A 17,688-nucleotide genomic window follows, 5' to 3' on the forward strand; every position below is an offset into this window, starting at 1 on the left:
AACCTGGGAAGTATAGGGAACTGATAATGAACAAATTACAAAAAAGTCTATTGGGATTGGCAGCCGGTGTGTTTTCGGCCTCGCCTGTAATGGCCTTGGAGGGGGACGACTGGTGGATTGGTGGACGTGTTAAACAGGGCTTTTCCGCAGCCTATGATCTTGAACATCAGGGGCTTGCCTCTGGACCGTCAAATTTTCTTGTTGAAATGAACGGCAACTGGGAGCCGACAAGCAATATAACCATGAAGGCAAGTTTATGGTTGCGGGGCGACTGGTACCCCGATATCGGCAGTGACATCAGACAGGGAGGTATACAGGATTTCACGTCGCCGGGTTTCACTGACCAGTTCGGCTTTAACATCAACGGCGCCGGTTCTGGCTTCCCCGAGGAACCATTTGGCGCCAGTGCCGGCGAAATCCGGGTTCTGGGGAATTTCAACGAGGATATCCTAAGGGAGTTTTCTCTCAAATACCGTGACCCCGAGGGCCGTTTTTCCATGAAAATCGGAAAATTCCAGAGGGGCTGGGGACAGTCCGACGGACTGCGTCTTCTCGATGTTCTGCATGCCCAGGATCTCAGGGAGAGGTTTGTGTTAAGGGATGCCGTGGATACGCGCCTGCCGTCCTGGATGATGACCCTTGATCTGGATTTCCGGCGCATGGGCATCGCCAAACCCTTTGAGGCCATTGGCATGAAGAGGGCCGCCCTGGAACTGATATTCATGCCGGAAGTGCGTCACAGCAGCTTTATCGTCAACAACCCCACATCGTCAAGTTTGGCGTCGGGCGGGATTTTCGGGTTCCCATTCCCGAACCTGATTGACAGCAAATCCGGACTCGGTCTGGGATTCATCGGGGTTAATCTTGCTGACAGGGAAGCGGATAAATTCAGCTTTGAGCATCCCAATATGGGCGCGCGGCTGAAGTTCGAGGCGCTCGATGCCGACTGGACCCTGAACTGGTTTTATGGTCATCAGGAACTGCCCGTCGTGGCCCTGCAGGGTTCGGATTTGGTGATCGGCTCGGCTCTGAATGATGTAAACACCTCAGCCGCTGTCGTTCCGCTGGATCTGGCGACAACCTTGGGCGCGGCGCACGGGCCCGGCGGTTATCTGGATTTCCTGCGCAGTCTGGCGACCGCACCCGGCAGCGTGCCGTTTCCGCTGGCGCCTTTCGGATGCACGGATCCCCTTGTCGGGGCACCGGACTGTTCTTTAAACTTGAATTTCAATCTCGATTACACTTTCCGCAAGAAAATTGTCGGCGGAAGTATGACAAAGGAACTGAGCTGGCTGAAGCTTGGACCCAAGGATGTCTCCCCTGTCATGAGGGCGGAATTTTCCTATGAATTTGACAAGCCTTTCAATATCGCGCGGGTGGTCACCCCCTTTGGCGAGGAGGAAACCGGAACGACGGCGCTGGTGATCGATCCTTCCCAGTCCATTGTGAAGCGGGACCAGTGGTCCGTGATGGTCGGGTTTGACTATTTCCTCTGGCTGCCGTTCTGGAAGGACCAGCGCAGTTCGATTTTCACCAGCTTCCAGTTCTTCAATATCCATACCAACCAGCCGGATGACCTGTTGTACCAGGCTCCTTACTCCGCTTCTGGTGCGCGGGTCCATAAGAACCACAATTACATGACGTTCCTGTGGAGTGTCGGCCTGATGCAGGAAAAGCTGACTCTGGAAGGCCTGAGCATCTGGGATATGGACTTTAAAGGGTTCATCCATCGCCAGAGAGTGGATTTCAACTTCTTCGGGGACAAGATACGGCCGCGTCTGGAATGGATATCCTTTTCCGGAAACCGGGAGCAGGGCGTTGTCGGGCTGTTCAGGAACAGCGATCTGATCGAAGCGTCCGTTACCGTACAATTTTAGAAGAGATATAGGAGAGAGATAATGAAACAAACTACCTTCAGGATGGCGGCAATGGGCGCCCTGGTTTCGGCGCTGAGCCTGACAATGGCGAATGCAGAGGAAAAATGGGTTGAAGACTGGAAAGCCTATGCTGCGCAAACAGGCGAACAGAAACATGCAGAGTGGGTCAAGCTGATTTCCGATCCCGAAGCAGTGAAGCTCGCAAAGGAATGGGCAGAACTCAGAGGGTATACCGCCTCGAGCCTTGTTGCCAAGGCGGATCTTCCGGCGGATCTTAAACCCGGCCTGGTCATCAACAAGGATAATATTTCCCAATACCCGTGGCTCAAGGACTATATGCCCAAGGCCATCATGGACCGCCTGCAGTCAGGCGACTGGTTTCAGTGGAAGGAAATTGTCATTGTCCCCACCAACAGCTACTATATGCAACGGGGCGTGATGGAGGAAACCCGTGAAGCCGTAAAGGAAGGGCGGACGTTCACGGCCACGCCTGAGGGTAATCTTCTGACCGGGGAAGGGAAGCATGCCCTGGCAACCCAAGGCGCCCTGCCATTCATTCACCCAAAAAACGGGCTGGAGCTGAACTGGCAGTTTGTGGCTCATGGCGTGAGCATCGACAATCTGGCATTCAAGCCTGTGAAGTTTGATGTTTGTGACAGTTCGAACAATCTGGAACGTGAATACGAGGGCGCTCTGTGGTGGCAGAAATTCCATGGCCGCAAGGATTATCCTCCGTATGGCTCCGTGCCGAACACCGAAAATATTGTTGAAGGCGGTGGAATGTATTTTCTGAAGCCGTTTGACGTACGCGGCCTGGCGGCAGTGCGCCTGCGGTATGCGGAGGCGGACCGGGACGATGATTTCCGGGTCTTCATTCCCGGACTTCGCCGGACCAGGGTGCTTGCCGGCTCGGATGGTCAGGATCCGATGGCGGCAGGTCTCGAGATTACCTGGGACGAATGGCGCGGATACTGGCTCAAGACGGATCCGAAGTCGTTTGAGTATAATCTTGTGGGGGAGGGCTTTATCCTGGCCCAGCCTGAAACCGGACATGTGTATGACCCGGCAACCCGTTCCGAGAACGGATGCCAGATGGACCGGGTCGAGCTGGAACTGCGGCCGGTCTGGATCCTGGAGATTGATGACAAGGAAGGCAACTATCAGTATTCCAAGCGCCGCATCTATATCGACAAGGAAAACTATTATCTGCAGCATGAGGAGATGTATGACCGTCGCGGCAACTTGTGGCGCGTCTGGGATGATGTCCGCGACTTTGATCCGAAAACGGGACAGGCCATGTGGAAAACTGTTGTGGAATGGAATCCGATCAGCAATCGCCTGACGCATCTGGACATGACATCTTCATGGGGCACGGTGGACGAAGAACCTTCGTCAGCAATATTCGATATTGATCATTTGCGCGATTATCGCTGATCATGACGGAACAAGAAATATAGGGAAAGGACTAGAACATGGCATTACTTAACAGATCGGACTGGTATGACCTTGCCCGGGATACCAACTGGACTCCCAAATATGTGACCGAGGAGGAGCTGTTTCCAAAGGAGATGAGTGACTGTTTCGACATTCCGAGGGATAAATGGTCCACTTATGACGAACCGTATAAAACAACCTACCGGGAATATGTAAAGGTTCAGCGGGAAAAAGATTCAGGGGCCTATTCCGTGAAGGCGGCTCTGGGGCGCATGAAATTCTATGAAGGGGCGGATCCGGGGTGGCTTTCAACCCTTAAGTCGCACTATGGCGCCATTGCCGTCCAGGAATATGCGGCGGGAATGGCCGAAGCAAGAATGGCCCGTTTCGGCAAGGCGCCAGGCATGAGGAACATGGCGACATTCGGCTTGATGGACGAAACCCGCCATGGCCAGATCCAGCTCTATTTTCCCCATGAATATGTCAACAAGGACCGACAATTCGATTGGGCTCACAAGGCCATGCATACAAATGAGTGGGGGGCCATTGCTGCCCGTCACATGTTTGCCGACATGATGAATACCAGGGATGCCGTTTCCGTTGCAATCATGCTGACATTTGCCTTTGAAACGGGCTTCACCAACATGCAGTTCCTGGGGCTGGCAGCGGATGCCGCAGAAGCGGGGGATGTGACCTTTTCCAACCTGATTTCCAGTATCCAGACCGATGAGGCGCGGCATGCTCAGATCGGCGCGCCGGCTCTGAAAATTCTCATCGAGAACGGGTACAAGGAGCAGGCCCAGAAAAAGGTGGATATCGCTTTCTGGCGGTCCTGGCGCCTGTTCACGGTGCTGACCGGTCCGATGATGGACTATTACACGCCGCTGGACAAACGGGAGAAATCCTTCAAGGAGTTCATGGAGGAATGGATCATCGGGCAGTTCGAACGGAACATGCTGGATCTCGGTCTTGATACGCCCTGGTACTGGGATATTTTCCTGGAGGAGCTGAGCGACACCCATCATGGCATGCACATGGGGGTCTGGTACTGGCGTCCGACGGTCTGGTGGAACCCGGCCGCTGGCGTCTCTCCGGATGAGAGGGACTGGCTTGAAGAGAAATACCCGGGCTGGAACGACAGCTGGGGGCAGTGCTGGGACGTGATTACGGAAAACATCAAGCATGGCCGGGAAGATCTCACTTTACCTGAAACCCTGCCGGTTATCTGCAACATGACCAATCTTCCCATTGTCGGCGCGCCCGGCAAACGATGGGGATTCAAGGATTACCACCATACCTATAAGGGCCGCCGGTATCATTTCGGCTCTCTCGTGGATCGCTGGATTTTCGAGCAGGACCCCGAAAGATACGCCGGACACCAGTCCCTGATCGACAGGTTCCTGTCAGGCGCCATTCAGCCCCCCACCATTGAAGGGGCGTTGAAATACATGGGGCTGGGGCCGGAAGAAAGCGGCCGGGATGCCCATGATTATGCCTGGGCCTGGAATTACAACGTAACCAGCAAAGAAGCGGTCTAGAGAGGAGTGGGAAAGATGACGATGGTACCTTTGGTTGTAAATTTTGAAGGTGATTTTGTGCTGCAGCTGGTCCCGGTCGAAAGCAGTTTTACCATGGACCAGGTTGCCGAAGCAGCGGCGCACCATTCCCTGAACCGGCGGGTCAAACCCCGGGAAGGGGGCGTCCTGCGGGTGCGTATCCAGGACGCAGAAGAGCCGGTGGACCGGAGTGATACGGTGGAACAGGCGGGTTTCGAGAATATGGAAACCATCGAAGTTTATTACGAGTGATTTTAAGCTGAAAGAAGAAAGATAGATGCCTTTTACAAAAGTATGTTCCCTCGATGACCTGTGGGAAGGTGAAATGGAAATGTTTGAGGTTGACGGTCACGAAGTCCTCATAATTCATGGGGATGGAGGGTATGTCAGTGCCGTACAGGGCATATGCCCGCATCAGGAAATTCCTCTCGAGGAAGGCACGCTGCAGGGGAAGACTCTGACTTGCCGCGCGCATCTGTGGCAATTTGATGTGGAAGCCGGAGAGGGCATTAACCCGACCGGTTGCAAGCTCGCCATTTACCCGACAGAGGTTCGGGACGACCATATTTATGTGAATGTCGACGGCGTCACGCCATATTTCACTGCGGCATGACAGGCAGTCTATTTCAGGAGAAATATCAATGAGCAGCAATATTAAAGATGCGCATAAACATAATCGGGTCGGACCGATCTTCCGGGCGGGAGAACTGGCCAGTGCGGCCGTCGACGCCTTGGAAGAGGACAATCCTGACAAGAAATTCAATGTCGAAGACCGGTCAGCCTATGTCCGTGTCGAGACCGACCATGAATGTGTCATACGTCGAAAAACGATGGAGGAAATCCTCGGAAGGCCGTTTGACATGCAGGAACTTGAAGTGGTTCTGGCATCCTTCTCGGGCCAGATTGAAGCGGAACAGGAATATATCCGTTTTTATTTTGCGACAAAAATGTAACGGACAAAATTTAGGGAGCAGATCATGACGGAGACAGTGGAAAAAATGAAACCTTTGAAAACCTGGAGCTATTTGAGCAAGAACCGCAGGAGACCTAGTGAGTATGAAATCGTTTCAGCGGGACTGCACTTTAGTACAGATAACCCCGATTGTCCCTGGGAGCTTGACCCGGATATTTTTATGAACCGGTGGTTCCGTCAATACCGGGAAGGAAGCCCGCTCAACCATGATGACTGGGATGGATTTCGTGATCCTGACGAACTGGTTTACCGGACCTATAACATTATTCAGGACGGCCAGGAAAACTATATTGACGGCCTGATCAAAGAATTTGACGATCTCGAGCACGACCAGGGCCTGCAACCGCAATGGGTGGATGTTTTGGCAAAACTGTATACGCCAGGACGTTATCTGATGCACGGTCTGCAAATGGCATCCGCTTATATGACCAAAATAGCGCCGGCCAGTACGATTTCCAACTGTTCTACATTCCAGGCTGCAGACAGCCTCAGGTGGTTGTCGCATCTGGCCTACCGTACCAGGCAGCTTTCACTGGTCTGGCCGGATTACGGATTTGGTGAGAATGAGCGGGATATCTGGGAAAACGCCTCCCATTGGCAGGGTTTTCGCGAGCTTCTTGAGAAAGCACTCATCGCCTATGACTGGGGGGAAACCTTTGTCGCTGTGAATCTGGTGCTGAAGCCTGCGGTGGATGAAGCTTTCCTCCGCCAGTTCGGACATGCTGCGCGCAGGTTTGACGATACCCTGCTGGGTTTCCTGGTTGACGCCCAGTTGGTGGACAGCGAAAGGTCACGTCGATGGACGACCGGTCTGGTGCAGTATATGCAGGAGACAGAGTCCAATCAGGATATCCTTGATGACTGGGTCGAGAAATGGGTGCCTCTGGGAGACGCTGCAATCGACGCTTTTTGTGCTGCGATGCCGGACAGCCCCTCTGCTGCAGATGACGCCAAGCGGGACAGCTGGTCCTTCCGGGCGGGTCTGGGTCTTTCAGCATAAGTCAAGGAGAGAGGCCAAGTGTATAAAATAGTGGTTGAAAATTCCGGTACCTCTTTTGAGTGCGGAGAGGAAGATACTTTGCTTAGGGCAGCCCTGAGGGCAGGGATCGCCTTTCCTTACGAATGCAATGTCGGCCAGTGCGGTAGTTGCCGGTTCGAGGTGTTGGAGGGCGAAGTCCGCTCATTGTGGGCCGAGGCGCCCGCCCTGACACCGCGCGATCATCGGAAGGGCTTAAAGCTCGGCTGTCAGTCCCGGCCCGTATCGGATTGCAGGATTAAGGTTCGTCTTGACCAGAGCTGTCTGCCATTGTTTCAACCACTGGCTCGGGATGCCGAACTCGTGTCAATACGGGATGTCACCCATGATATGCGTGAATTCAGTTTTAAAACAGCAGAGCAGGCAAGATTCGCGCCTGGGCAATATATGCTTTTGCATCTGCCTGGCGTACCCGGACCTCGGGCCTATTCCATGTGTAGCCAGCCAAATGAAGAGGGTGAATGGCGCTTTCTCATAAAAAGAGTGCCGGAAGGAAAGGGCAGCGAATATTTGTTTGATCATATAAGGCCCGGGCAGAAAATTACCCTGGACGGGCCCTATGGACTGGCTTATTTCAGAGAGGATATCGACCGGGAAATTGTTTGCGTTGCCGGCGGGTCGGGCCTTGCTCCTCTTATCTCCATTGCCACAGCGGCAGCCTATCACCCAGCCTTCAAGGAGCGGCGTATAAGGTTCTTTTTTGGAGGGCGGGGGCCTGCGGATATATGCGGTGATGACTATCTGCGCTTGCTGCCGGGTTTCGGGGATCGCATAACTTTTCATTCCTCCATCTCTGTGCCTGAAATGGACCCCAACAATATGTGGGTGGGGCCGGTAGGCTTTATCCATGAATCGGTAGAAGGGTTGCTTGGCGATAAATTACAGGATTATGAGTATTACATCGCCGGACCTCCGCCAATGCTTCAGGCAACCCTGCAGATGCTGGCCATAAAACATAAAGTAAATGTGGAGCACATTCATTTTGATCGGTTTTTTTAATTGATCTTATATTCCTACGCCACAGGGTGTTTTGTGATTTTGAAACTCCCGATCCCTTTCATCCTGCTGGAAACCTGGGGCTTGATGTTATGAAATATCAGGCCCCTTTTTTGCATAAATGCTGTTATGCAGTGGTTCTATTTTTGCTGGGATTTATATTTTACCTTGTATTCTGGATGTAAGGGGACTGTTCACAATTCAACTTCTACAGCCGTTCGGTAAATTGTAGCGGCAGAAGCCTTTTACTTCACGTGGACAGGCTTCAATCTTGGTGCTCCAATTTTTGTCTAAATCCTTTCCCCGCAACCCACTTAAACGCCTCATCATTAAGTGGGTGTTTTTGTTTTAGAATTATTTGGCAGGCCATCGGTGGCGCACCAGGGAACTAGACCCTCTTTATGTTTTTCGATCTGGTGTGAAAAGGGTTTGTGGGATAGAAAGTGCGCAGTTGCTGCGCACTTTTTCAGCTAACATGTTGTAAGACGGACACTTTCCGGTGCCTCTCAGCCGCAACAACGTCCTTTGCCAAGATATGTCTAGATCGTCCTGAGCCGCAATTTGCGGTTTTCCTGCTTCGTGAGGAATCCGGGGAAGAACTGAAGGGTATAGAGCGGATGGTGCGGTTCGCTGTTGGCGTAACTGGAGCGGAGCACTTTTCCGATATGATCCATCACCGGAAACGCCGGCGGCGCGTCCCCTGGTAATCTGTGGAGACTGATTAGTTTCCATCCCTGACGGTCCTCCACTGCCGATCACGGCATTCCCGCATCTTTCATACAGTGGGCCACCTTCTGTTCCGCGCCGCCCCGGCTCAAACAGTGATCTCGAAACTGTCATAACCTTCGCCTCGGACCTGTTCAGAGAAGGCGCGCAGGGTTCTGGTGAAGACATGGCGGGGCCGGCACCACTTGGCACCCATAATGACCAAATAAAATTGCTTCCTTGCATTGCACAATATAGAAACCCTGTGTATAACCCGACGTGGACGGTGCCCCGCGAGGGGGTAAAAGGGAACATGGTGAGGAAAAATCCCCAAGACCATGGCTGTACCCGCAACTGTAACCGGCGAGCTAAAGCCCCGTTTTTTGACCACTGGATAAATATCCGGGAAGGTCGGGCGGAAGTGAGGATCCGGAAGCCAGGAAACCTGCCGTCCGGTCGTCCTTCTGGCCATCGGGTTAATGGATCAGAGCGGTCATCCGTGCAGGCGACACCCGTTGCTTGTGCGGAGTGTCTCTCGACTTCAGAAATACTCCAATCAGCAGAATGAAAACAAATGCCCCGAGGGGCGCTGGAGGAGTATTTATATGTTATCCCAAAGAAGTATCAGAATTTCAACTTTCGCACTTTTGGCCGGTACCGCTGTGTCAACGGCGGCCCTGGCCGAGGATGTCACGGACATTGCCGAGGAAATTGTCGTCACCGCCACCCGTTATGAAAAACCCTTGTCCCGGGTGGGCAGCAGCATAGAGGTGCTGAGCGAAATGGATATCCAAAACCGGCAGAATTATTTCGTGCAGGATATCCTGCAGTCCGTGCCCGGGTTATCGCTGAATGGCAACGGGTCATTTGGCGGTTCGTCCTCGATCCGTATTCGCGGTGCTTCCAGTGAACAGACCGTAATCCTGATTGACGGCGTTCAGGCCAATGATGTCTCCACCCCCGGCGGCAGTTATGATTTTTCCAATCTGGAAGCCAATGGCATTGAGCGGATCGAGGTTCTGAAAGGTCCCCAGTCCATCCTGTATGGCTCTGACGCTATCGGCGGTGTGATCAATATCATCACCCGGGAAGGCGCAGAAGGTTTTGGCGGTTCCCTGACCGCCGAAGGCGGTTCTTATAACACATGGCGCGGCACCGGTCAGATATTGGGCGGCAGTGACAGGCTGAAATTCAGCCTGGGGATCAGCGGCATTGATTCCGACGGCATCTCCAAGGCCGATGAAAACGACGGCAATACCGAAGCCGACGGATACTGGAACTATACCCTGCGCGGCAAGGTCAATGCGGAAATCGCCCCTGACTTCGATACAGAACTTGTTGCCCGTTACGCTAAAAGCCGCAATGAATATGACAGCTGGGGACCGGCCGACGGCGACGAAGTCGGTTATACTGAGGAGTTTCTGATCGGCGGCAAATGGTTTTATGACCTGGACGACGGCAAGTTCCGCAATACCTTCTCTGCCAACTACTCCGAAACAGACCGGGAAAATTTCTCTAATGGTGTTCAAAGCTATCTGGCCGAAGGGACGCGCTGGAATGCCGATTATTTCGGCGTTTATGAGATCGACCCGTCCCTGACCCTGTCTTTCGGTGCCCAGCACGAGGAAACCGCGGCGGAAACGGTGACAGACGAAAAATTCAATATTGACAGCCTGGTCGGTGAAGTAAGCTGGCAAGGACTGGGCGGCCTGACACTGACCGCCGGATTGCGTTATGATGACCATAACCGCTATGGCGACACCACGACGCCTCGTCTCACCGCTTCCTATTACATGGCGGACAGCGGCACCAAGGTCTTTGCCAACTGGGGCGAAGGCTTCAAGGCGCCGAGCGTGTTCCAGCTCACTTATATCTGCACTTTCTGCGGGTTGTCCGAGCCGAACCTTGGACTGCAGCCGGAGGAATCCGAAGGCTGGGAAATCGGCATCGAACAGAATCTGCTTGAGGACCGGCTGTTTGTGGCTGCCACCTGGTTCCACCAGGACATCGATAACATGATCGATTTCTCCTATACGGCCGGCTATGACAACATCGCCCGTGTGGAAACCCAAGGCCTGGAACTGCGCCTCGACGCCCAGGTTCTCGATACCCTGCGCCTCAGCGCCAACTACACCTGGACCGACGCCACCGACGGCGAGACCGGCGAACAGCTGGTCCGCGTACCGGAGCATATGATCTTCGGCCAGCTGGAATGGGAGGCCGTGGAAGGTCTGTATCTGGCCCTCAGCATTACCCATAACAGCGAAGAGACTGATCCCTACGCACCGCCCGTTGACGCCTGGAGCCGGGTCGACTTCCGTGCCAAATACCAGGTGACCGACAGCATCGAGCTGTTCGGCCGGGTGGACAATGTGCTGGATGAGGAATATCAGCAGGTATCCGGTTACGGCACACCGGACCGTTCCTTCTACCTCGGTGTCCGGACAGGGTTCTGATCATGAGACATGTCGCCCTGAAATGTCTGATCTGTTTCGGGGCGGCGCTTCTGTTGTCACAAAATCTTATCGCGGCGGAGGGCCAAAAGCCCACCGTCGTTTCCCTGGATTATTGTTCCGATCAGTATGTGCTGGCACTGGCGGATCGGGACCAGATCCTTGCCCTGTCCAATGAAGCCAGAGACGTGCACAGTTTCTACCGGGAACAGGCTGAGGGGCTGCCGCAGTTTCGTTCCACGTTAGAGGAAATTCTGGCGCTTAAGCCCGACGTGGTTGCCCGCTACTGGGCAGGGTCGGGCTTTCGGGACTATCTGGCCAGCAACGGTTATTATATTGCGTCCGCCGGTTTCGGCTATAGCCGGGAGGCTCTGCTGAATAACATTCGCCTGTTTGGCAGGGCCTTGGGACAGGAAATGCGTGCGGCAGAGAAAGTGGCGGAGCTTAACCGCCGGTTTGACAGACTGGAAAACCTGCCCAGGCGATCGGAACTTGTCCTTTACCTGACTCCCAGCGGTTTTACCGCCGGCAAGGGTACTTATGTCAATGAGTTGCTCAATTTGGCGGGCTTCCGGACCATGGCCGATGAATTCGGTTATTCCGGCTGGCAGCAGACTCCGCTGGAGCTTTTGACCAGTCGAAAGCCAGACCTGATTATTGGCAGTTTTTTTGACATGCAGTCCAACCATAATTCCAGCTGGAGTATCTCAAGACATGGCATGGTCAGGCGCATGCTGTCTGATATACCCACCATTTATGTACCGGGCCGTTATCTGTCGTGCAATGGCATTTTCCTGCCGGAGGCCGCTGACTATATCCTTGAGGAACTGCAAAAGCTGGAAACGGGGACAAAAGACGCGGCGGAGGCGTCCGAATGATCCCGGCGCAGGCGCTTTTCTTTATTTTGGCGCTGGATGCCTTGACCGGCGACCCCGAATGGCTGTATCGGCGCATCCCCCATCCGGCGGTTCTGATGGGGCGTTCCCTGGCCGCTCTTGAGCGTGAGTTCAATCGTTGGGAGACGGCGGGGAAAAGGGAGAATTTCATTCGCGGACTATTTTCTCTGACGGTTTACCTGATGTTCTGGATTCTACTCGCCGTGGCTGTTGAGATTGTCGCCTTTACATTGCTGCCGGTCTGGGGGGGCTGGATCGTGACAGTAGTTCTGGCCAGCACATTGCTGGCGGCGCGCAGCCTGTATGACCATGTGCTGGCGGTGGCGGACAGTCCCGATACCGAAAGCGGCAGACAGACGGTTGCCCGGATTGTCGGCCGGGATGTGGCGCAACTGGATGAAGCCGGGGTGAACCGGGCAGCGGTGGAAAGCCTGGCGGAAAATTTCTCCGATGGTGTCATGGCGCCCGCTTTCTGGTTTCTTGTTGCCGGTTTGCCCGGGCTTGTGGGCTATAAGGCGATCAATACAGCGGACAGCATGATCGGGCACCGATCACCCCGGTATGAAACTTTTGGCAAGGCCGCGGCCCGGCTCGATGACCTGGCGAATTTCCTGCCGGCGCGGCTGACAGCGGTTTTGTTTATAGTAGCGGGCAGGCTGACAAGGCGTTTCGGGCTCCTGGAGGTTTTTGTGAAGACGATGGAGCAGGCGGCAGGGCATCTGTCCCTCAATGCGGGCTGGCCCGAAGCAGCCTTGGGCAATATTTTGTCTTTCCGGCTTGGTGGACCTAGACGTTATGGTGAGGAAGAGGTTGACGGGGCCTATATGGGCACTGGCCGGTATGATCTCATTCGGCAGGATATCAAAGAGGCGCTGAAACTAACCAAGGTCGCCTTTGGAGTGATGGCCGGCGTAGTCTTGAGCGTGGGAGTCTTGTTATGAATCACAGAGTTCACGGCGGCGACCTGCAGCAGGTCCAAAAACACTATCCCGACGCCCCACAGCCCTGGATTGACCTGTCCACCGGGATCAATCCCCATTCCTGGCCATGGCGGGAAAAAATATCCTCCGCGGAACTTGAACAGGCTGTCCGGCGTCTGCCTGGTCAGGCTGACATGGTGTTCTGCCGGGATGCCTGCGCTGACTATCTCGGCGTCGGGGCGGAGAAGATCATTCTCACGCCCGGATCCCAGGCGGCCATAGAACTTTTGCCGCGCTGTTTTGAGACCAATCGGAAAGTGATTGTTCCCGGTCCCACCTACAGCGAGCATCTGCGGTCCTGGTCCGCTGCCGGATTTCAGGTGGAGACTAAGCCCTATGACTGGGACGGTCTGACCGGTCTGCCGGGGGGATCAATTCTTGTCCTGACTCACCCCAATAACCCCGATGGCCAAACGTTCGACACGGAAAAGCTCTATCAGCTGTCCATGCGGCATATTGAGCGGGGTGGTATGGTCATTGTCGACGAAGCCTTTGCCGATATCGATCCCGCACTCAGCCTGCTGACCTTTCCGTTGTCGGACGGTCTGGTGGTTCTGCGTTCGGCTGGCAAATTTTCCGGACTTGCCGGCCTGCGCCTTGGCACGGTTGTGACGTCCGGAACTGTGAGCCAGAGACTGAACAATCTTTGTCAGCTGTGGGAGATTTCCACGCTGACTTTGCGGGTCTTCGGGCATTTCTACCGGGACCTGTCCTGGATTTCAGCAATGCGTGAACAGCTTGCGGGGGAGATGAGAAGGTTGCAGGAACTTCTTGAAAAATATGGGTATTCCATAACGGGCTCAACGTCTCTCTATTGTCTGACAGAGGCGGAGGATGCGGCCGGGAAAGCTGGTAAATTGGCGCAGGCGGGTATTTATGTCCGCACCTTTCCGGATCATCCATCCTGGCTTCGTTTCGGAGTGCCGGGAAGCGAGGAAGCCTGGAACAGGCTTGCACAACAGTTGAGAGGGTGAAGAATGACATCTCAGGATAAAAACGAACAGCACCGCGCAGAAATGAAAAAACAACAGGCCGCTCATCGCAAAAAAATGGCGGGAAAAGAACAGCAGAAACGCGGCCTGCTGATGGTCAATACCGGCTCTGGCAAGGGCAAGACCACGGCCGCTTTCGGCACCATCCTGCGTGCCTTGGGCTGGAGCAGAAAGGTAGGCGTGGTGCAGTTCATCAAGGGAAAATGGAAAACCGGGGAGCGTCTGTTTTTCAAACGCTTCGAGGATATGGTGGATTTCCGGGTGATGGGCGAAGGTTTTACCTGGGATACCCAGGACCGGGAACGGGATATTGCCGCAGCCCGCGCCGCCTGGGAAGTGGGGCTCGACATGATGCGCAGCGGCGACTATGACCTGGTGGTGCTGGATGAACTGAATATTGTCCTGCGGAACGATTATCTGCCGGTTGAGGAAGTAATCAAGGGACTGTTATCCCGGCACAAAGACTGTTCCGTCTTTGTTACCGGCAGGGATGCGCCGCAGGAACTGATCGGGGTCGCTGACCTGGTGACGGAGATGACGAATGTCAAACATCCCTTTGACGCCGGGTTCCAGCCGGTGCGGGGCATTGATTTCTAGACCGCTCCGGTATGGTTGAGCCGCACCAGGCGCCAGTGCCCGCCGTGGAAATCTTTCGGGCTATATTGCAGGTGGGTCAGCGACAGGGTGTCGAGGGCGAAATTCAGGGCCAGGTCAGGCGACAGGCCAAGACAATATCCGAGGATCGCCCGGATGACCCCGGCATGGGTGATGATTACCCGTGGCGTTGACGATCCGGAACCAGTCTGGTCTTTCATAAAGTGGCTCGCCCGCTCACAAACGTCTGTGAAGGCTTCTCCGCCCGGCGGTAGGCTGTGTGCTGCCAACAGCGACCAGTTGTGGGGTGGGAGGCGCTTGATCTTTGGCCAAAGATGATCGAAATCCAGTCCGTACCAGTCGCCGAAATCCTGTTCTGTCAGCTGTGGCGACGAGGTCAGTTCTGCCGACCCGGGTTTTCGCTCCCTGAGCGCATCGGCCGTTTGCCGGGTCCGTTGCAACGGGCTTGAAAACCACTGCGCATGGTCGGGTAGTTGATCCGCCAGCCAGTCGAGAGAGACGGCATCGGACAGGTTCGCCGGTTCGTTACCGGACTTGTAGAGATGTTCCCGGGCGCCCGCAACCGGGGCATGGCGGACCAGATAATAATCGATGATACTCATGACATGAAATGCCCGAAGGAGAGCAGGCCGAGCAATATGGCGATTTCGCTGATCTGCTGGATCGCGCCAAGGATGTCGCCGGTAATACCGCCCACCTGTTTGACGGCGAGTTTTCCCAGACTGTAGGCTACAACAAGGGACAGCAGCAGGCACAGCAGGACGGCCGGCCACCGGAGCAGCAGCAAACCGGGCAGCAGGGCGATTCCGAGTGCCCCTGTGAGCCGGGCCGTTGTCGGCTTTTCCGTTTCGGCGGCGAGCCCGTCCTTGCGGGCGGGAGGGAATAAACGCAGGGCGAGCACAATCATCAGGCGGCTCATAGCACCGCTGACCAGCAACGCTGCGATGGCGCCACTAACACTCATGGCAGCCAGGGCGACCGTCTTGAGGCCTATGGAAATCAGCAGGGCGAGGGCGCCGTATGTACCGACACGGCTGTCGCGCATGATTTCCAGCTTGCGCTCCCGCGTCAGGCCGCCACCAAAACCGTCGGCCACATCGGCCAGCCCGTCTTCGTGAAAAGCGCCGGTGAACGCCATCATGGCCGCCAGGGCCAGCAGGATAGAGACAAGGGGCGGCAGCAGAAGCATCTGGGCGCCCCAGTACATCAATCCGCCAACCGCGGAAACCAGCAAACCGACCAGCGGATAGGCCCAAAGGCTGCGGGAAATATCCGGCGGATGGTCTGATAATTTCTCCCATGATACAGGAAGGCGGGTCAGCACCATGAGGGCCGCCGCTATATCCCGGACCGGGGAGGGGCTTTTATGCTGCTTCTCTTCTTCCGTTGTTCCGGTCATTGCAATGACCTCGACACATGGGCCTCTTCGAAACTGGCCATGCCGTTATAGGTGGCGAGCGAGGCGCGTAGGATCATCAGGGCGACGGCGGCGCCGGACGCTTCCCCCAGCCGCATGTCCAGTTGCAGGATCGGTGATTTGCCGAGTGTCTCGATCAGATGGCGATGACCGGGCTCGACGGACAGATGGGACACCTGGCAGTGATCCAGTATATCCGGGGCGCTTATGGTCAGCGCGGCGGCCGCGGCGGTAGAGATAAACCCGTCCAGCAGGACCGGGGTCCGGTACTGGCGAGCGGCGATTACCGCGCCGGCAATCGCGGCCAGCTCGCGCCCGCCCAGGCAGCGCAGCAGCTCGAAGGAGTCACTGATTTCGGGACTGTGCCGGCGGACGGCTGTTTCCACAACCTCCGCCTTGTGGGCCAGTTTATCTTTCGCAAGCCCGGTGCCGCGGCCGGTCCATTGCCCACTGTCGCCGCCGAACAGCGCCAGCGACAGGGCTGCGGCGGCGGTGGTGTTGCCGATCCCCATTTCTCCCAGCAGCAGGCAATCACAGTCGTCCGGCACGGCGTCGGCACCGGTTTGCAGGGCCCGGCAAAGCTCTTCTTCGCTCATGGCCGGGGCTTTGGTGAAGTCAGCGGTCGGATGGTCGAGATCCAGGCTGATGACCCGCAGTTTTGCACCGGCGGCTATGCAGAGCTGATTGATGGCGGCGCCGCCATTCTCAAAATTCTGCACCATCTGTTTGGTGACTGCCGGCGGATAGGCAGAGATGCCCTGCGCCGTGACACCGTGGTTGCCGGCAAAGACCAGGCAGGATATCTGATTCAGTCGGGGGTGTTCTTTGCCCTGCCACCCGGCCATGAAAATGGAAAGTTCTTCCAGCTTGCCAAGGGATCCCTGCGGTTTGGTCAGACTGTCCTGACGGGTCCGGGCATAGTCCATGCATCTCCTGTCCGGTGCGGGCAGGTTGTCAAGGGCGCGGAAGAACTCTTCGCGGCTGTTGAGAGAAATCTTGCTCACAGCCCTTCTCCCCAAGTGGGCCGGCCGTCCCGCTTCAGGACCATCGGCAGGCCGGCGGCCATGTAAAACACATGGTCCGCAGCCTGGGCTATATGCTGATTGAGGCGTCCGGCCTGGTCGCGGAAGCTCCGGGCCAGGGCATTGTCCGGTACGATGCCGAGCCCGACTTCGTTGCTGATCATGATGGCATTGCCCCGGTGGTGCTGAAGGACCTCCACAAGCTTTTCTGTTTCATCGTCAATATCCAGTTGATGTTCCATCAGATTATTGAGCCACAGGGTCAGGCAGTCAATCAGGACGGTTTCCTGACCTTTCAGCTGTTCGGCGATGGCCAGGGGTTCCTCTATGGTGATCCAGTGAGTGCCGCGATCGTTCTGGTGCTTTGCGATCCTGTCCCGCATTTCCTCGTCTCGAGATTCGGCGGTGGCGAGATAGGTTGGGCGATTGTCCAGAGCCAGCGCCAGCTGTTCGCCGAACCGGCTTTTGCCGGAGCGGGCGCCGCCGATGATGAGGCTGATACCGGAAAAGCGCTCAAGATTGTCGGAAATATTCTGTCTTGAATTGTTCATGATTTGTGAATGGTATTTGTTATTCGTCCCGAGTTGTCCCCACTATATCGGCGACATTATCTGCGGGTAACTGATTTCTTTGGCTTTTTAGAAAAAAAGCAGTCGACCGGATTGGCTGCTGCTTAGTTTCTGTGTGGTGGTCTGGAACTGGTAGCTGTAGTCTACATGCAGGATTCTGGGGGTGT

General features: G+C 55.4%; 18 protein-coding genes and 1 riboswitch. Of the genes, 13 read left to right on the forward strand and 5 right to left on the reverse strand.

The window, feature by feature from the left end; genetic code table 11:
* Nucleotides 1–26: 26 nt before the first annotated feature.
* From FIV46_RS07825 to FIV46_RS07860, 8 genes are all read left to right on the forward strand, one after another.
* On the forward strand, nt 27–1,877 hold the full coding sequence (locus FIV46_RS07825) for a DUF1302 family protein (RefSeq protein ID WP_139940185.1): 1,851 nt from the start codon (nt 27–29) through the stop codon (nt 1,875–1,877).
* A gap of 21 nt (nt 1,878–1,898) precedes the next feature.
* A complete protein-coding gene (locus FIV46_RS07830) occupies nt 1,899–3,311 on the forward strand; it encodes an outer membrane lipoprotein-sorting protein (RefSeq protein ID WP_139940187.1) in 1,413 nt (470 codons plus the stop codon).
* Nucleotides 3,312–3,349: 38 nt separating this feature from the next.
* The gene (locus tag FIV46_RS07835) at nt 3,350–4,849 is read left to right on the forward strand and encodes an aromatic/alkene/methane monooxygenase hydroxylase/oxygenase subunit alpha (RefSeq protein ID WP_139940189.1); all 1,500 of its coding nucleotides are present in this window, start codon (nt 3,350–3,352) and stop codon (nt 4,847–4,849) included.
* Between the two features lie 15 nt (nt 4,850–4,864).
* The gene (locus tag FIV46_RS07840; protein WP_139940191.1) at nt 4,865–5,119 is read left to right on the forward strand and encodes a toluene-4-monooxygenase system B family protein; all 255 of its coding nucleotides are present in this window, start codon (nt 4,865–4,867) and stop codon (nt 5,117–5,119) included.
* A gap of 25 nt (nt 5,120–5,144) precedes the next feature.
* The gene (locus tag FIV46_RS07845) at nt 5,145–5,480 is read left to right on the forward strand and encodes a monooxygenase system ferredoxin subunit (protein ID WP_139940193.1); all 336 of its coding nucleotides are present in this window, start codon (nt 5,145–5,147) and stop codon (nt 5,478–5,480) included.
* Nucleotides 5,481–5,508: 28 nt separating this feature from the next.
* Nucleotides 5,509–5,820 (forward strand): MmoB/DmpM family protein, encoded by a 312-nt coding sequence (locus FIV46_RS07850; RefSeq protein ID WP_139940195.1) that lies wholly within the window; start codon nt 5,509–5,511, stop codon nt 5,818–5,820.
* A gap of 180 nt (nt 5,821–6,000) precedes the next feature.
* Nucleotides 6,001–6,840, forward strand: a complete 840-nt coding sequence (locus tag FIV46_RS07855) for a ferritin family protein (protein ID WP_219846000.1) — start codon at nt 6,001–6,003, stop codon at nt 6,838–6,840.
* 30 nt (nt 6,841–6,870) lie between these two features.
* A complete protein-coding gene (locus FIV46_RS07860; protein WP_342780417.1) occupies nt 6,871–7,875 on the forward strand; it encodes a 2Fe-2S iron-sulfur cluster-binding protein in 1,005 nt (334 codons plus the stop codon).
* A 536-nt stretch (nt 7,876–8,411) separates the two neighbouring features.
* On the opposite strand, the gene FIV46_RS18340 is transcribed toward FIV46_RS07860, so the two are convergent.
* Nucleotides 8,412–8,546: a hypothetical protein gene (locus tag FIV46_RS18340; RefSeq protein WP_281280509.1), complete on the reverse strand. Its 135-nt coding sequence runs from the start codon at nt 8,544–8,546 to the stop codon at nt 8,412–8,414.
* A 298-nt stretch (nt 8,547–8,844) separates the two neighbouring features.
* Nucleotides 8,845–9,043, forward strand: a riboswitch (cobalamin riboswitch).
* A 139-nt stretch (nt 9,044–9,182) separates the two neighbouring features.
* On the opposite strand from FIV46_RS18340, the gene FIV46_RS07865 reads away from it, so the two are divergent.
* The 5 genes from FIV46_RS07865 to cobO are packed head-to-tail and all read left to right on the forward strand — an operon-like array spanning nt 9,183 to nt 14,495.
* The gene (locus FIV46_RS07865; RefSeq protein ID WP_181163113.1) at nt 9,183–11,033 is read left to right on the forward strand and encodes a TonB-dependent receptor plug domain-containing protein; all 1,851 of its coding nucleotides are present in this window, start codon (nt 9,183–9,185) and stop codon (nt 11,031–11,033) included.
* A gap of 2 nt (nt 11,034–11,035) precedes the next feature.
* A complete protein-coding gene (locus tag FIV46_RS07870) occupies nt 11,036–11,908 on the forward strand; it encodes an ABC transporter substrate-binding protein (RefSeq protein ID WP_139940203.1) in 873 nt (290 codons plus the stop codon).
* Nucleotides 11,905–12,867, forward strand: a complete 963-nt coding sequence (cbiB, locus tag FIV46_RS07875; RefSeq protein ID WP_139940205.1) for an adenosylcobinamide-phosphate synthase CbiB — start codon at nt 11,905–11,907, stop codon at nt 12,865–12,867. Before FIV46_RS07870 ends, cbiB begins: the two co-directional genes overlap by 4 nt.
* Complete coding sequence (locus FIV46_RS07880) at nt 12,864–13,880, forward strand: threonine-phosphate decarboxylase (RefSeq protein ID WP_139940207.1); 1,017 nt, start codon at nt 12,864–12,866, stop codon at nt 13,878–13,880. Before cbiB ends, FIV46_RS07880 begins: the two co-directional genes overlap by 4 nt.
* Before the next feature lie 3 nt (nt 13,881–13,883).
* Nucleotides 13,884–14,495 (forward strand): cob(I)yrinic acid a,c-diamide adenosyltransferase, encoded by a 612-nt coding sequence (cobO, locus tag FIV46_RS07885; protein WP_139940209.1) that lies wholly within the window; start codon nt 13,884–13,886, stop codon nt 14,493–14,495.
* On the opposite strand, the gene FIV46_RS07890 is transcribed toward cobO, so the two are convergent.
* The 4 genes from FIV46_RS07890 to cobU are packed head-to-tail and all read right to left on the reverse strand — an operon-like array spanning nt 14,492 to nt 17,503.
* Nucleotides 14,492–15,115, reverse strand: coding sequence for a histidine phosphatase family protein (locus FIV46_RS07890; RefSeq protein ID WP_139940211.1), 624 nt, complete (start codon nt 15,113–15,115; stop codon nt 14,492–14,494). The two genes, cobO and FIV46_RS07890, sit on opposite strands and share 4 nt — an antisense overlap.
* Nucleotides 15,112–15,912: an adenosylcobinamide-GDP ribazoletransferase gene (gene cobS, locus FIV46_RS07895; RefSeq protein WP_139940213.1), complete on the reverse strand. Its 801-nt coding sequence runs from the start codon at nt 15,910–15,912 to the stop codon at nt 15,112–15,114. Before cobS ends, FIV46_RS07890 begins: the two co-directional genes overlap by 4 nt.
* Entirely contained in the window at nt 15,909–16,934 is a 1,026-nt protein-coding gene (gene cobT, locus FIV46_RS07900; protein ID WP_219846001.1) for a nicotinate-nucleotide--dimethylbenzimidazole phosphoribosyltransferase, read from the reverse strand. The genes cobS and cobT overlap by 4 nt, the downstream gene beginning before the upstream one ends.
* Nucleotides 16,931–17,503: a bifunctional adenosylcobinamide kinase/adenosylcobinamide-phosphate guanylyltransferase gene (gene cobU, locus FIV46_RS07905; protein ID WP_139940215.1), complete on the reverse strand. Its 573-nt coding sequence runs from the start codon at nt 17,501–17,503 to the stop codon at nt 16,931–16,933. Before cobU ends, cobT begins: the two co-directional genes overlap by 4 nt.
* Nucleotides 17,504–17,688: the final 185 nt, after the last annotated feature.

Origin of the sequence: Emcibacter nanhaiensis (genome assembly GCF_006385175.1) — a bacterium.
GTDB lineage: Bacteria > Pseudomonadota > Alphaproteobacteria > Sphingomonadales > Emcibacteraceae > Emcibacter > Emcibacter nanhaiensis.

Coding starts and splice junctions, on each gene's coding strand:
- FIV46_RS07830 (WP_139940187.1), top strand. CDS start 1,899: ATGAAACAAACTACCTTCAGGATGGCGGCAATGGGCGCCCTGGTTTCG.
- FIV46_RS07845 (WP_139940193.1), top strand. CDS start 5,145: ATGCCTTTTACAAAAGTATGTTCCCTCGATGACCTGTGGGAAGGTGAA.
- cobU (WP_139940215.1), bottom strand. CDS start 17,503: ATGAACAATTCAAGACAGAATATTTCCGACAATCTTGAGCGCTTTTCC.
- FIV46_RS07850 (WP_139940195.1), top strand. CDS start 5,509: ATGAGCAGCAATATTAAAGATGCGCATAAACATAATCGGGTCGGACCG.
- cobS (WP_139940213.1), bottom strand. CDS start 15,912: ATGACCGGAACAACGGAAGAAGAGAAGCAGCATAAAAGCCCCTCCCCG.
- FIV46_RS18340 (WP_281280509.1), bottom strand. CDS start 8,546: ATGGATCATATCGGAAAAGTGCTCCGCTCCAGTTACGCCAACAGCGAA.
- FIV46_RS07835 (WP_139940189.1), top strand. CDS start 3,350: ATGGCATTACTTAACAGATCGGACTGGTATGACCTTGCCCGGGATACC.
- FIV46_RS07825 (WP_139940185.1), top strand. CDS start 27: ATGAACAAATTACAAAAAAGTCTATTGGGATTGGCAGCCGGTGTGTTT.
- FIV46_RS07865 (WP_181163113.1), top strand. CDS start 9,183: ATGTTATCCCAAAGAAGTATCAGAATTTCAACTTTCGCACTTTTGGCC.
- FIV46_RS07870 (WP_139940203.1), top strand. CDS start 11,036: ATGAGACATGTCGCCCTGAAATGTCTGATCTGTTTCGGGGCGGCGCTT.
- cobO (WP_139940209.1), top strand. CDS start 13,884: ATGACATCTCAGGATAAAAACGAACAGCACCGCGCAGAAATGAAAAAA.
- FIV46_RS07855 (WP_219846000.1), top strand. CDS start 6,001: ATGAACCGGTGGTTCCGTCAATACCGGGAAGGAAGCCCGCTCAACCAT.
- cbiB (WP_139940205.1), top strand. CDS start 11,905: ATGATCCCGGCGCAGGCGCTTTTCTTTATTTTGGCGCTGGATGCCTTG.
- FIV46_RS07840 (WP_139940191.1), top strand. CDS start 4,865: ATGACGATGGTACCTTTGGTTGTAAATTTTGAAGGTGATTTTGTGCTG.
- FIV46_RS07880 (WP_139940207.1), top strand. CDS start 12,864: ATGAATCACAGAGTTCACGGCGGCGACCTGCAGCAGGTCCAAAAACAC.
- FIV46_RS07890 (WP_139940211.1), bottom strand. CDS start 15,115: ATGAGTATCATCGATTATTATCTGGTCCGCCATGCCCCGGTTGCGGGC.